The organism is Xanthomonas hortorum, assembly GCF_011305375.1.
Taxonomy (GTDB): domain Bacteria; phylum Pseudomonadota; class Gammaproteobacteria; order Xanthomonadales; family Xanthomonadaceae; genus Xanthomonas; species Xanthomonas hortorum_E.
This window is the reverse complement of the sequence record NZ_VCME01000001.1, coordinates 193,717-208,603: the sequence shown is the minus strand read 5'-3', so window position 1 is coordinate 208,603 and position 14,887 is coordinate 193,717. Positions and strand designations below refer to the sequence as shown.

Here is a 14,887-nt window from a genome sequence, read left to right as displayed (position 1 = left end):
GCAGGCCGCACTGCGCACTGCAGTGCAGTTCGACAGTTGCTCACCCTGGTTGGAGAGACGATGAAACGCAGAAGCCTGTGTACGTTCGGCCTGCTCGCACCGTTCGGCCTGGCGGCCGCGCCGGCGGTGCTGTCGTCGCTGCATGCACCACTGCCGGATGGCCGGCCGCATACGTTTGGATTCGAGCGTGGCCAGTTCGTGCTGGATCAGCAACCGTGGCAGTTGCGCAGCGGCGAGATGCATCCGCTGCGCATTGCCCGTGCGGATTGGCTGCAGCGCATCCGCATGGCCAAGGCAATGGGCTTGAACACCATCGCGCTGTATCTGATGTGGAATGCTTACGAACGTGAGCCCGGGCAGTTCGATTTCGACACCGGCGAACGCAACTTTGTCGCGTTCATCCGGCTCTGCCAACAGGAAGGGCTGTGGGTGTATCTGCGACCCGGCCCGTACGTGTGTGCCGAGTGGACGCTGGGCGGGCTGCCGCCGTATCTGCTGCGCGAGCCGGGCATGCGCCTGCGCGACGGCAACGATGCGCGCTACATGGCGGCAGTGCAGCGCTATATCGCCGCCATCGCGCCGCGCATTGCGCCATTGATGGCCAGTGCCGGCGGACCGGTGCTGATGCTGCAGATCGAGAACGAATACAGCATGCAGGGCAGCGATGTGGGCTATCTGCAGGCGTTGGAGGCACTGTGGCGCCAGCACGGTATCGATGGTCCATTCTCATTGGCCGAAGGCATGAAGGATCTGCGGCGGCGCAAGGCCTATCTGCCCGGCGCCGCGCTGGGACTGGATGGCGCCGATCTGGCTGAACTGCAGGAAGCAAAACAGATCACAGGCGATGCGCCGGTGTGGGTGGCTGAAGGTTATCCCGGTTGGCTGACACACTGGGGCGAAGACGCGTTTGCGCAGCGCGATTACGCGCCGATGCTGCAACAGCTGATGGCCGCCGGATACTCGTTCAATCTCTATGTGGTGCACGGCGGCAGCAATTTCGGTTTGAGCGCCGGTGCCAATGCCGACGACGACGGCTCTCACTTCCAGCCCGCACTGACCAGCTACGACTACAGCGCACCGATCGACGAAGGCGGCCGCGCCACGCCTGCGTACATGGCGCTGCGCAAGATCATCGCCCAGCACAGCAGCACTGCGCTGCCAGCGATCCCGGACGCACCAGCGCGCACGCGCTTTGCATCGGTCTTTGCACGCCCGGTCGCCACGCTTTGGGACAACCTGAGCACAGGCCCTGTACACACCGAGCGACCCACCGACAACCAGACCCTGCTCAAGCAGAACCTGGGGCTGGTGGTGTACCGGCGCCACATCGCGGCCGGTATGCAGCTGGATCTTGGCAAGGTGCACGACTACGCGACGGTGCACCTCGACGGTGAGGAGATCGGGTATGTCTCGCGCATGCAGCACGCGCGCCTCAACAGCGCGCCGCAGGTATCACTCCCCAAGGCCACGTCCGATGAACGCACATTGGACGTTTTGGTCGATAGCTTCGGGCATATCAATTTCGGCCCGACCCTGGGCGATGCCAAGGGATTGCTCGGCCCTGTACGGCTCGACGGTAACGAGCTGCGTGACTGGCAGGTACATGGCTTGCCACTGGATGGCGACAACGCGCCCACGCTACGCCCGCTGCAAGCACCACCCACACGACCCGGCCTGTTCTTCGCGGCCGACATCGCGCTGGAAACAGTCGGCGACATCTACCTCGACATGAGCCAATGGCGCAAAGGCTATCTGTGGATCAACGGACGGCTGCTGGGGCGTTACTGGGAGATCGGCCCGCAGCAATGTCTGTTCTGCCCGGGCGCGTGGTTGAAGCAGGGCAACAACACAGTGCTGGTGCTGGATCTGCATCAACTGCAACCCACCGCGATTCACTGCGCAGATGGGCTGACATCGACACGCATTGCGACCAACTCAGCGGCAGTCGCGCACGCAGAGCACCACGCATGTTGACCGCACCCACCGTGTTGCCATCGACCACGCAGGCATCGGCACCACCGCGCACGCTCGGTTTCTGGAGCGCGCTGTCGGCCAACCTGCTCAACATGATCGGCATCGGACCTTTCATCACCATTCCGCTGGCGTTGTCGGCACTGGCCGGGCCGGCGGTGTTGGTCGGTTGGGTCGCAGGCGCGCTGTTGTGTCTGTGCGACGGGTTGGTGTGGGCCGAACTGGGCGCGGCGATTCCGCGCTCGGGCGGGCCGTACCACTATCTGCGCGAGGCCTACGGCCGCGAACGCTGGGGGCGCTTGTTCGGCTTTTTGTATCTGTGGCAGACGCTGCTGACCGCACCGCTGTCAGTGGGTTCTGCGGCGGTGGGCTGCGTGCAATACCTGGCGTTCCTGATGCCGGGGCTGGGCCATGCCCAGCTCACCGCGATCGCGATGGCGCTGTGCGCCTTCAACACGCTGCTGCTGTATCGCAAGGTGCGCTCGGTGCAAGTGCTGTCGCTGCTGGTCAGTGCGGTGGTGATCGGCGCCTGCGTGTGGATCATTCTCAGCGGCGTGCTGCATTTCGACTTCGGCATTGCATCGGCGTTCTTGCACGCACGCCCCGCTTCGCCGCATGGATTCTGGTTGGGCTTCGGTGCGGTGGCGTTGATCGCGGTCTACGACTACGGCGGCTACAACAACGTGTGCATGCTGGGCGGGGAAATCCGCAAGCCGCGGCGCACGATTCCGCGCGCGGTGCTGATCTCGATCCCGATCGTGGCGCTGCTGTACCTGGGCCTCAACATCACCTTGCTCGGTGTGCTGCCCTGGCAGCAGGCAGCACAATCCAAAGCGGTGATGGCCGACTTCATGCAGGCCATCTACGGGCCCATCGGCAGCACCGTGGCGGTGGCGCTGATCGTGCTGGCCAGTTGGGGCTCGGCGCTGGTGGTGCAGTTGGGCTACTCGCGGGTGCCGTACGCGGCCGCGGCGGCCGGGCAGTTCTTCGGCGTGTTTGCACGGCTGCATCCGCGCGGCGGGTTTCCCACCGTGTCGCTGCTGTTCGTCGGTGCGACCTCGGCGCTGGCCTGCCTGCTGTCGCTGGACGATCTGATCGCCACCTTGATGATCATCCAGATCCTGTTCCAGTTTCTGGCGCAATGCCTGGCGGTGGTGCTGCTGCGACGCAAGCGACGTCGGCGGGCCTTTGCGATGCCGCTGTATCCGTGGCCGCTGTTGATCAGCGTGTTCGGCTGGCTGTATCTGCTGGCGACCAGCCCGGGACGGCGCCTGCTCGCCGCCGTGGTGGCGCTGTGCGTGGGCAGCGCCTTGTATCTGATCCAGGCACGGAGGCAGCGCGCATGGCCGTTCCAGCTGCAATGAGCGCCGCGCAACTCGTGGTGGTCGGCGAGGTCTATCTGGACCATATCTTCAGCGGCTTCGAACGCTGGCCGGCACCGGGCGAAGAAGCGCTTGCGCGCCATTACACGCGGGAGCTAGGCGGCGGCACCATCATCACCGCCTGCGCGTTGGCGCAGCTGAGTTGCAACGTGCGCGTGATCGGCGCGATCGGTGCGCAGGACCGCGGGTTGTTCGAACAGCGTTTGGGCGAGTTCGGTGTCTCGGCCGATGGTTTGATCGACTCGACTGCCGGCACTGGCGTGACCACCAGCGTGTCGCTGCATGATGATCGTTCGTTCTTCACCTATATCGGCGCCAACGCCGAGTTGAGCGCGCTGCTACTGCGCGAAGACATCATCGACACACTGTCCGCAGCCACGCATGTGCACTTCGCGATGCCGTTGCCGGCCACATTGGCAGCCACGTTATTGCCGCTGTTGGCACGCGCCGGCTGCACCACCTCACTCGACGTCGGCTTCAGCCCGGCATGGCTCACCGATCCGGCCAACCACGCTACCTGCCGCGCGGTGAGCTGGTTCCTGCCCAACCAGAAAGAAACCGCACTGATGGGCTGCGGCGACGGCGCCGATGCCTGCCTGGCCTGGGCGCGCACGCTCGGCCTGCGCCAGGCGGTGATCAAGCTCGGCGGCGCCGGCGCGATGGTCGTCGATGACGCAGGCGCGCGCCTGATCGCCGCCCCCGCCGTGCAGGTGCGCGACACCACCGGCGCCGGCGACGCCTTCGATGCCGGCTTCATCGCTGCGTACATGCACGGCCAGCCGCTGGATGCCTGCGCACAGCAAGGCTGTCGTAGCGGCGCGGCGTGCTGCAGCGCGCTCGGCGCGCTGGACGGTCTGTTTCAACTCTCTCCCCCCACACACGAGGACGTTCCATGAGTAGTTCTGTCGACAATCGCAAACTGACCCTGATCGGCGGCGGCGGCGTGCGCACACCGTTGGTGGTGTACGGCGTCAACGAAGCCGCCGAAGCGCTGGGCGCGCGCGAGATCGTGCTGTACGACCCCGACCAGGAGCGCCTGGCGCTGATGGTGGCGATGGGCCGCGCCATCGTCGCCGAGTCCGGCGGCGCGTTGCAGGTGCACGCCGCGCCATCGCTGGAAGCGGCGATCGAAGGCGCGCATTTCGTGCTCAACAGCATTCGTGTCGGTGGCATCGCGCAGCGCGCCTCCGACGAACAGACCATCATCCGCCACGGTTATTCAGGCCAGGAAACCACCGGCCCCGGCGGCGTGGCTAAGGCCTTGCGCACGGTGCCGGTGGCGATCGAACAGGCGCGCATGATCGAGCGCCTGAGCCCGGATGCCTGGCTGGTCAGCTTCACCAACCCGGCCGGGCTGATCACCCAGGCCATCAGCGCCCACACCCGCGCCCGCGTGGTCGGCATCTGCGACACGCCGGTGGAGCTGTTCCACAACATCGCGCGCGCACTCGGCGAGCCGGCGGCCGATGTGGAATGCGAATACGTCGGCCTCAACCACCTGGGCTGGATCCGCGCGGTGCGCCTGCGCGGGGTAGACATCATCGACCGCGTGCTCGCCGACGACGCCATCCTGCGGCAGCTGTACCTGGCGCCGTTGTTCGACTTCGACATGCTGCGTGCGCTGCGCTTGATCCCCACCGAGTACCTGTATTTCTTCTACGAACGCCGCCGCGCCCTGGACAACCAGCGCGCCAGCGGAGCCAGCCGCGGTGGCGAGATCGAGCGGCTCAACCGCAGCCTGATCGCCGACCTGCGCAGCCGCCTGGAGGCCGGCGACACCACCGGTGCGGTGCAGACCTATGCGGCCTATCTGGCACAGCGCTCCGGCTCGTACATGAAGCTGGAGGCCGAGGCCGGCTCGGCCTTCGCGCCCGACCTGGCGCCGCAGCCGGACCCGTTCCGCGCCAGCACCGGCTATCACCGCATCGCCGTGGACGTGATGAGCGCGCTGACCGGCGCCCGACCCAGCCGGCACGTGGTCAACGTGCGCAACCAGGGCGCGATGGCCGAGCTGGCCGACGACGACATCGTGGAGATCGCCTCCGACATCGACCACGACCGCATCGTGCCGATCCCGGCCGCACCGCTGCCCAGCGCGGTGCAGGGCCTGGTACGTTCGTTCAAGGCCTACGAACACGCCGCGATCGAGGCCGCGCTCAGCGGCAGCCATCTGGACGCCTGCAAGGCGATGCTGATCCACCCGGCGATCGGCGAGTGGAGCCCGTCGCGGCGCATGCTGGAGGAGCTGTTCGGGCATGAGCACGACGATGGCCACTGCGCGGGGCCGGCACATTGGCGTGCGCAGGCGGCTGGTTGATGAGGGAGCCGTGTCGGCTGTTGGCCGCAACCCACGCGTACGGCGCCGAATTGTGCGAACGCACTATGCACATTCGGCGCACACGTTGTATGGTCATCGGGAATTGGTCCTGCATAGGTCTCATCGTCGGTCCGGCGTGCCACGCCGCTGATGCGGAGGTGCCGCTGTGCAGACCGCTTGCAGAATCCAAGGAGCCTCCAGGTCATGCACACCCGCCGCGACATCCTTCAGTTGCTGGGCGCCAGCGCGGGCGCCGGCCTGCTGGCCACCGCGCTGCCCGCCTTCGCGGCCGCGCCCGCTACCGGCGCATCCAGTGCCGCCAGCGCGTTCGTCAGCAAGCGCCCGCCCAAGGCGCAGCGGCGCTTTGTCAGCAAGGCGGTCGAGCAACAGATCGTGCAGATCAAGTCGCGCATCGCCGATCCCGAACTGGCCTGGCTGTTCGAGAACTGCTACCCCAACACGCTAGACACTACGGTGGAAACCGGCACCCGCAACGGCAAGCCGGATACCTTCGTCATCACCGGCGACATCCACGCGATGTGGCTGCGCGATTCCTCCGCGCAGGTGCACCCGTATGTGCCGCTGGCCAGGCGCGACCCCGCGTTGCGGCGCATGTTCCATGGCCTGATCCAGCGCCAGGCCGCCTGCATCCGGCTCGACCCGTATGCCAATGCCTTCCTGCCCGATGGCCAGACCCAGCGCCTGAAGTGGTCGCTCAACGACATCACCGAGATGAAGCCCGGTGTGGGCGAGCGCAAGTGGGAAATCGATTCGCTGTGCTACCCGATCCGCATCGCTCACGAATACTGGCGCGCCACCGGCGATAGCGCACCGTTCGACGACGACTGGCGCGCGGCCATGCACGTGGTGGTCAAGACCTTCCGCGAGCAGCAGCGCAAAGAGAATCGCGGCCCGTACGTGTTCCAGCGGCCCTCGCCGCTGGCGACCGAAACCCTGGTGCTGGAAGGCTACGGCCAGCCGACCAAACCCAACGGCATGATCCACTCTATGTTCCGCCCCTCCGACGATGCCTGCGTGTATCCGCTGTTCGTGCCGGCCAACCTGTTCGCGGTAGCCTCGCTGCGTCAGCTGGCGACGATGAGCACGGCCTTGCACCGCGATACCGAGTTTGCCGCCGACTGCACCGGACTGGCCGATGAAGTGGAAGCGGCGACACGCACCTTCGGTCAGCAACGCGACGCCGATGGGCAGGCGTACTGGGCATTCGAAGTGGACGGTTACGGCAACCAGTTGTTCATCGACGACGCCAACGCCCCCGGCCTGCTCAGCCTGGCCTACCTGGGCTGCTGCGACCGCGCCGACCCGGTGTTCCTGCGCACCCGCCAGCTGGCCTGGAGCGAACGCAACCCGTATTTCTCGCGCGGCACGGCGGCCGAAGGCGTCGGCAGCCCGCACAGCGGCATGGGCACGATCTGGCCGATGTCGATCATCCAGTACGCGCTGGTCAGCGACGACGACGCACAACTGCGCCAGTGCCTGCAGTGGCTCAAAACCACCCATGCCGGCACCGGCTTCATGCACGAAGCCTTCGACAAGGACAACCCGAGCACCTTCACCCGCGACTGGTTCGCCTGGGCCAACACCTTGTTCGGCGAACTAATCATCGATCTGCACCAACGCAAACCACAGCTGCTGCGCAGCGCCTGATTCCCCACCGGAAGGGCACAGCGTTCGACGCTTCCCTTCTCCCGCCGGGAGAAGGTGCCCGAAGGGCGGATGAGGGTACGGCGCACCCACCTCGTGACATCAGAGACCACACCACATGGCAACACGACGCAGTTTTCTCCAAGGCGCCATCGCAGCGGCACTGTTCGGTAGCGGTGCTATGGCAACAGGCCTCGCCCGCGCACGCGCCGGCAACTACGCACTCCCAGCCGATGCGCGCACCCGCGCCGACCTCATCCGCCATGTCGATGTCTTCATCGGCACCGGCGGCCACGGCCACACCTTCCCCGGCGCGACGCTGCCGTTCGGCATGGTGCAACTGAGTCCGGACACCTACAACGCCGTGTGGGATTCGTGCTCCGGCTATCACGAGTCCGACGGCTCGATCATGGGCTTTTCGCACACGCATCTGTCCGGCACCGGCATCGGCGACATGCTGGACTTTCTGCTGGTGCCCGCCACCGGCGAGGTGAAGCTGGTGCCCGGCGCGCTCGACGCACCAGACAGCGGCTACCGCTCGCGCTACGACCACAGCGACGAAGCCGCCTCGCCCGGTTACTACCGCGTTCGGCTCAAGGACAGCGGCGTGCATGCCGAACTCACCGCCACCGCGCGCACCGGCCTGCATCGCTATCACTTCCCCAAGGGCAAGCCGGCGCACGTGCTGCTGGACCTGTGCCATGGCATGCAGGACAAACCCGGCATCCCCACCCGCATCACCGACGCACAGCTGCGCGTGGTCGACGAACGCACCCTCACCGGTGGCCGGCGCGTCTACCAGTGGGCGCAGGGGCGCTACATCTATTTCGCCATGCGCCTGTCGCGGCCGTTCAAACAGGTGCAGCTGTACAACGAAGACCAGCCGCTGGCCGCAGGCACGCGCAGCGCCGATGGCGTGCATCTCAAGGCCGCACTGCATTACCCGGATGCAGGCGACGCACCGCTGCTGATCAAGGTCGGCATCTCGGCGGTGAGCGCCGACAACGCGCTGGCCAATCTGGATGCCGAACTGCCGGACTTCGACTTCGCCCGCGTGCACGCGCAAGCCGTGGCCGCCTGGGAAAAAGAACTCGCACGCGTCCGTATCGACAGCGACGACGAGTCGCAGCGGCGCATCTTCTACACCGGCCTGTATCACAGCCTGCTCGCACCCACCCTCTTCAGCGACGTGGATGGCCGTTACCGCGGCATGGATCTGCAGATCCACACTGCGCCCAAGGGCTATCACAACTACAGCACCTACTCGCTGTGGGACACCTATCGCGCCGCGCACCCGCTGCTCACGCTGGTGCAGCCCGAGCGCGTGCCGGACCTGGTGCAATGCCTGGTGCGCGGCGCCAACGAATGCCCGGACGGCGTGGGCATCTGGCCGCTGCAAGGCGTGGAAACCGGCTGCATGATCGGCTACCACTCGGCGGTGGTGCTGGCCGAAGCGCATGCCAAGGGCTTTACCGGCATCGACTACACCGCCGCCTGGCCGGCGTACCGCAAGCGCGCGATGGACGACACCACCCACGGCCTGGCCTATTACCGCAAGCTCGGTTACATCCCCGCCGACAAGGTAGACGAAGCGGTCAGCCGCACGCTGGAATACGCCTACGACGATTGGGCCTGTGCGCATCTGGCGCAGGCCGCCGGTGCCACCGACGATGCACGCGTCCTGCGCGAGCGCTCGCGCAATTACCGCAACGTGTTCAATCGCGACAGTGGCTTCGTGCAGGCGCGGCTGGAAGACGGCAGCTGGGCCACACCGTTCGACCCGCGCGGCATGGGCCACCTCACCCAATGGCGCGACTTCACCGAATCCAATGCCTGGCAGGCCACCTTCCTCAACCAGCACGATCTGTACGGCTATATGGACCTGTACGGCGGCCGCGACGGCTTCGTCGCCAAACTCGACGAGTTGTTTTCCACCAGCTCCGAACTGCCTGCCGATGCACCGCCGGATATCGATGGTCTGGTCGGCCAGTACGCGCACGGCAACGAGCCAAGCCATCACGTCGCGTATCTCTTTGCCTACGCCGGCCAGCCGTACAAGACCCAGGCGATGGTGCGCCGGCTGCTGCGCGAGCAATACCACGACGCGCGCAATGGCCTGTCCGGCAATGAGGATTGCGGGCAGATGAGCGCATGGTTCGTGCTCAGTGCGCTGGGGTTGTATGCGGTGGATCCGGTCAGCGGCAACTACATCCTCGGCAGCCCGCTGTTCAAGCGTGCAGAACTGCATGTCGGCAACGGCCGCACCTTGCGCATCGTGGCCAACAACAGTAGCGCGCAAAACGTGTACGTGCAATCGCTGACCTGGAACGGCAAACCGATCAACCGCAGCTGGATGCGCCATGCCGATCTGGCGGCTGGCGGCACGCTGGAATTCAGCATGGGCGCCAAGCCGAACAAGGCCTTCGGCGCGAACAAGCAGGATCTGCCGCCTTCGTTTGGTTGATGCTCGTTCTTACTCGTTACAAGTCACTCGTTTCCGCAGAGAATCGCCCATGTTGCGCACCACCCTTGCACCGCTCGTTCTGGCCCTCGCGTTCGCACTTCCCGTCACCGCGATTGCCGCTACTACCGACACCTGGCCCAGCTTCGGCACCCAAGGCACGCAGTTCGTGCGCGACGGCAAGCCGTATCAGATTCTCTCCGGCGCCATCCATTTCCAGCGCATTCCGCGCGAATACTGGAAGGACCGCCTGCAGAAGGCACGCGCACTCGGCCTGAACACGGTGGAGACCTACGTGTTCTGGAATCTGGTCGAACCGCAACAAGGCCAGTTCGATTTTGCCGGCAACAACGATGTGGCCGCGTTCGTGCGCGAAGCCGCCGCGCAGGGCCTCAACGTGATCCTGCGCCCCGGCCCCTACACCTGCGCCGAGTGGGAAGCCGGCGGCTACCCCGCGTGGTTGTTCGGCAAGGACAACATCCGTGTGCGTAGCCGCGACCCGCGCTTTCTCGCTGCCAGCCAGGCCTATCTGGATGCCGTGTCCAAACAGGTGCATCCGCTGCTTAACCATAACGGCGGGCCGATCATCGCCGTGCAGGTCGAGAACGAATACGGCTCCTACGACGACGACCATGCCTACATGGCCGACAACCGCGCCATGTACGTCAAGGCCGGCTTCGACGACGCCTTGCTGTTCACCTCAGACGGCGCCGACATGCTCGCCAACGGCACCTTGCCGGATACCTTGGCGGTGGTGAACTTCGCGCCGGGCGAAGCCAAGAGCGCCTTCGACAAACTGATCAAGTTCCGCCCCGACCAACCGCGCATGGTCGGCGAATACTGGGCCGGCTGGTTCGATCACTGGGGCAAGCCGCACGCCAGCACCGATGCCAAGCAACAGACCGAAGAATTCGAGTGGATCCTGCGCCAGGGCCATTCGGCCAATCTCTACATGTTCATCGGCGGCACCAGTTTCGGTTTCATGAATGGTGCCAATTTCCAGGGCAATCCCAGCGACCATTACGCGCCGCAAACCACCAGCTACGACTACGACGCCATCCTCGACGAGGCCGGCCGTCCCACGCCCAAGTTCGCATTGATGCGCGATGCCATCACTCGCGTTACCGGCGTGCAACCGCCCGCGCTGCCGGCGCCGATCGCCATCGCCGCCCTGCCGGAAACCCAACTGCGCGAATCCGCCTCGCTATGGGACAACCTGCCCACGCCGATCGCCATCGACACCCCGCAGCCGATGGAACACTTCGGCCAGGATTACGGCTACATCCTCTATCGCACCACCGTCACCGGCCCGCGCAAGGGCGCGCTGTACCTGGGCGAGGTGCGCGACGTAGCACGCGTGTATCTGGACAAGAAGCCGGTCGGCAGCGTCGAACGTCGCCTGCAGCAGGTCTCCACCAACGTGGATATTCCGGCCGGCGAACACACGCTCGATGTGCTGGTGGAAAACAGCGGCCGCATCAACTACGGCCCACGCATGGCCGACGGCCGCGCCGGCCTGGTCGACCCGGTGCTACTGGACAACCGGCAACTCACCGGCTGGCAGGCCTTCCCGCTGCCGATGCGCTCGCCCGACAGCCTGCGCGGCTGGACCCGCAATCACGTCGACGGCCCTGCCTTCCATCGCGGCACCCTGCGCATCGGCACACCCACCGATACCTATCTGGACATGCGCGCCTTCGGCAAGGGCGTGACCTGGGCCAACGGCGTCAACCTCGGCCGCCACTGGGCCATCGGCCCGCAACGTGCGCTGTATTTCCCGGCGCCGTTCCAGCGCCAGGGCGACAACGCCGTGGTGGTGTTCGATCTGGACAGCATCGCCAAGCCCAGCGTGCGCGGGCTGCAGCAGCAGGTGTGGATTACGCCGAAGGAATAAGAGCAGCTCTCCACACTACTTTTCGGCCGTGAGGCGGGCGCGGCTGTTGTCAACGACATCTAGGTAGATCCTCGGTGCGGCATGTACTGCTTGTACATGTCGCTCCAAGTGCGCCGTCCATCCCCAGCTGCCGACGGTTCGCTACGTTGTGTCGGCTACTTTCAAGACTGTGAGATCTCGGTTGTCTTGGGAGGGTTGGATGGTGTGGATGCGTCGGTTGCAGAGCGGCTGATCTGCGGCCTGGCTGCGGGGTCCTTGCCCGCCCACCATCGCAGGACACGCCGCAAGTACGTCCGTGTAGGCTCTTCTGCGGCATCCATGCCGCATAAGGTCCCGCGACGGTAGGCGGGCAAGGACCAGTCAAGATGGTCGGTGTGCATGGTTGAGAGCAGTACGCGTTGTGCGGGTGTCTGATGAGGTGCGTGCCAGCTGGCAGGCGGTAAAACCAACTGCCAGGCAACCCGAATAGCGCTTCTGGGACTGACGGGCCTTCAGACTGCCGCGCGCCCGCCGCTATCTGGACGTCCACTGCCTGCGCAGCGTCTGCTACCTGTGCGGTATCGGATCGATCGCATTCCAGGCAAGATCACCGGCTCACGCCGTTGTGGAAGGCAGTGGCGCATTCCCGTCGTTCCATCGAGCGACGGTCGGTTGGTGAGTTCCAGGAGCGTTTCATGTCGTCGTCCACCGTTACGCAAGACCCTGTCTCCGCGGTTCCGGAGCAGACCCAGCACGCCTTTGCCGAACACGTCCACAGCAAGCCCGCGCCCAGCCAGCCGATCGGCAGCACCGAAGCGGCGCACCTGATGACGTTCCTGTGCCAGACCCACTCGGCCAAACAACCGCAGATCCTGCTGCCGCCGCAAGCGCGCGACGACGACGCGGCCTGAGCGAGACGACGCGCTCGCGTCAGCAACAGCAACAGTGGCGACAGCACTGCAGCTGTCGCCAATCGCCATTACTTGCCGCCGTTGAATGCCTTGAGCACGGTGAGCAGACTGGTCAGATTGTCGGCGACACCCGCTTGCGCGACCTTCTCGACGTCCGCCGCCGTAGCGGTGGCATCGAGACTGTAGATCTGCATCACGCCCTGGTTGGTGGCGGCCTGCGCTAGCGTGTTTTGTTGCTGCTGCGCGGCCACCGCGTTAGCGAAGAGAATCCCGCTCGACTGGGCCATGCTCTGGTAGATCTGCCCATCGCCATGGCGGGCGCTTCGCCGATCACCTTGACGTTGCTCTGCGTGACGGCATCGGTGATCTGATCGTTGACTGCGGTTGGAAAAGCCATGCGCGCTCCTGAGTGGACAGATACACGGCGCTGCGCGTTGTTGCAGGCCCATCGGCACTGAAAGCCGATCGCACCTGCCTACTACGCGCGGTACGCCGACCATGCAGCAGCCAACCGCACACCGTGTCATCTCGATAACGGCCTGCGCGCGTGCGAATGAATCCCCGCGATACCACTACGCAATGCACATCGCAGGCGCAGGCGCAGCTAAGTTCTGCGCGATGGCGGTCAGGCCAAATGCGGCCAGCCAGCGCAACGGGAAGAGCGGGTGTGATGACATCGCAGGTCCTCGCAGTGGTCGGCGACCGCGGCCGCCCGCGACGACCAAAGCACATGGTATTTAATAGATGATAAATAGGTATCTTTAAAATCCGCACAGGACTGGACCACGATGCCTCTGTCACGCCTGCTGACCTGCCTTGTTGCGAGCCTCGCGGGCTTCGCCGCCAACGCCGAATCACCGGCATCGCTGCCCTCACCGATCGTGCTCAGCGAGTTCATCGCCGACCCGGCACCGACGCCGCAGGCGCACGCGTCAACACTATTGGAAACCCGCGACGGCACCCTGCTGGCGGCCTGGTTCGGCGGCGCACACGAGGGTGCGGCCGATGTCGGTATCTGGCTCGCCCAACGCGGCCCGCAGCACTGGCAAACACCGCGCCGCATCGCAGACGGCACGCACGCAGGCGTAGATGGCGCCGCACTGCCGGCCTGGAATCCGGTGCTGTTTCAGTCCTCCACCGGGCCGGTGCAGCTGTACTACAAGCTCGGCCCGAATCCGCGCGACTGGTGGGGCCTGCGCATTACATCGACCGATGACGGTGCGCACTGGTCGCCACCGCTGCGCCTGCCTAACGGCATTCTCGGCCCGATCAAGAACAAGCCGGTGCAATTGCCGAACGGCCGCATCCTCGCACCCAGCAGCAGCGAAGACCGTGGCTGGCGCGCGCATCTGGAATGGAGCGACGACGACGGCGCACATTGGCAACGCGGCATGCCGCTCAATGATCCGACAGTGATCGGCGCGATCCAACCCAGCGTGTTGCTGCATGCAGACGGCCGCGTGCAGATATTGGGCCGAAGCCAGCAGAACAAGCTTTTCAGTACGTTCTCCAATGATGGCGGCCTGCACTGGCAACCGATGCAATTGCTGGACGTAGAAAACCCCAACTCCGGCACCGACGCCGTGATGCTGCGCGACGGCCGCGCCCTGCTGGTCTACAACCCCGGCATCGCCGGCAAGGACTGGTGGGACGGCCGCGGCACGCTTGCGGTCGCGTTATCGACTGATGGCGTGCACTGGCAGCGCGTACTGACTCTGGAAAACAGCGAAAAAGACGAGTTTTCCTATCCTGCCGTGATCCAGACCCGCGATGGTCTGGTGCACATCAGCTACACCTGGAGACGTCAACGCATCAAGCATGTAGTGATCGATCCGGCGCGACTTGGCGGCAACGCGGATAGCACGACGCCATAGCCACTGCTGCATAGTCAGGAATAGGTCGAGGGCGCGGTGTCCTCACTGCTCGCAGGACACGCAGGAAGGACACAATACAACCGAAATTTCGAATCGAAGCGTTGTTTAGATGCGGTCAAAAGCTCAATTAGTCGAGGGCGCGGTGCCCTCACCGCTCGCGGGACACGCCGCAAGTACGTCCATGTAGGCTCGGTGGCGGCATCCATGCCGCCACACGGTCCCGCAATCGGCGAGGGCACCGCACCAGGGAGTTGGTCGGTGGTCGCGTGAAAAGCTGCTTTCGTGCCAGGCGCATCGGCATTTGGATTGGCACACCATTATCCAAAATGCACGTCACGCACTGCTCTTGACCGTGCACACCGACCATCTCGAATGGTCCTTGCCCGCCCACCGTCGCGGGACCTTACGCGGCATGGATGCCGCGTAAGAGCCT

The 14,887-nt window shown here is 65.2% G+C and carries 9 protein-coding genes, 1 other RNA gene and 1 pseudogene; 10 read left to right on the top strand and 1 reads right to left on the bottom strand.

The features are described 5' to 3' along the window. The first annotated feature begins 60 nt into the window (after positions 1 to 60). The 9 genes from FFY45_RS00780 (at position 61) to FFY45_RS00740 (ending at position 12,580) form a co-directional block, all read left to right on the top strand. Positions 61 to 1,974, top strand: a complete 1,914-nt coding sequence (locus FFY45_RS00780) for a beta-galactosidase (RefSeq protein WP_176338965.1) — start codon at positions 61 to 63, stop codon at positions 1,972 to 1,974. After that, on the top strand, positions 1,968 to 3,335 hold the full coding sequence (locus tag FFY45_RS00775; protein ID WP_176338964.1) for an APC family permease: 1,368 nt from the start codon (positions 1,968 to 1,970) through the stop codon (positions 3,333 to 3,335). The genes FFY45_RS00780 and FFY45_RS00775 overlap by 7 nt, the downstream gene beginning before the upstream one ends. Next, positions 3,332 to 4,249, top strand: coding sequence for a carbohydrate kinase family protein (locus tag FFY45_RS00770; protein WP_176339091.1), 918 nt, complete (start codon positions 3,332 to 3,334; stop codon positions 4,247 to 4,249). Before FFY45_RS00775 ends, FFY45_RS00770 begins: the two co-directional genes overlap by 4 nt. Then, positions 4,246 to 5,670: a 6-phospho-beta-glucosidase gene (locus FFY45_RS00765; RefSeq protein WP_176338963.1), complete on the top strand. Its 1,425-nt coding sequence runs from the start codon at positions 4,246 to 4,248 to the stop codon at positions 5,668 to 5,670. Before FFY45_RS00770 ends, FFY45_RS00765 begins: the two co-directional genes overlap by 4 nt. A gap of 204 nt (positions 5,671 to 5,874) precedes the next feature. Further along, entirely contained in the window at positions 5,875 to 7,338 is a 1,464-nt protein-coding gene (locus FFY45_RS00760; RefSeq protein WP_176338962.1) for a glycoside hydrolase family 125 protein, read from the top strand. A 115-nt stretch (positions 7,339 to 7,453) separates the two neighbouring features. Beyond that, entirely contained in the window at positions 7,454 to 9,799 is a 2,346-nt protein-coding gene (locus tag FFY45_RS00755; RefSeq protein ID WP_176338961.1) for a GH92 family glycosyl hydrolase, read from the top strand. 49 nt (positions 9,800 to 9,848) lie between these two features. Next, positions 9,849 to 11,690: a glycoside hydrolase family 35 protein gene (locus FFY45_RS00750; protein ID WP_176338960.1), complete on the top strand. Its 1,842-nt coding sequence runs from the start codon at positions 9,849 to 9,851 to the stop codon at positions 11,688 to 11,690. Between the two features lie 81 nt (positions 11,691 to 11,771). Beyond that, positions 11,772 to 11,847, top strand: a non-coding RNA gene (locus FFY45_RS00745) — sX9 sRNA. Positions 11,848 to 12,364: 517 nt separating this feature from the next. Further along, positions 12,365 to 12,580: a hypothetical protein gene (locus FFY45_RS00740; RefSeq protein ID WP_016904393.1), complete on the top strand. Its 216-nt coding sequence runs from the start codon at positions 12,365 to 12,367 to the stop codon at positions 12,578 to 12,580. 68 nt (positions 12,581 to 12,648) lie between these two features. Here FFY45_RS00740 and FFY45_RS00735 read toward each other — a convergent pair. Next, positions 12,649 to 12,977, bottom strand: a pseudogene (locus FFY45_RS00735) (RebB family R body protein). A gap of 391 nt (positions 12,978 to 13,368) precedes the next feature. Here FFY45_RS00735 and FFY45_RS00730 point away from each other — a divergent pair. Beyond that, positions 13,369 to 14,454: a sialidase family protein gene (locus FFY45_RS00730; protein WP_176338959.1), complete on the top strand. Its 1,086-nt coding sequence runs from the start codon at positions 13,369 to 13,371 to the stop codon at positions 14,452 to 14,454. Positions 14,455 to 14,887: the final 433 nt, after the last annotated feature.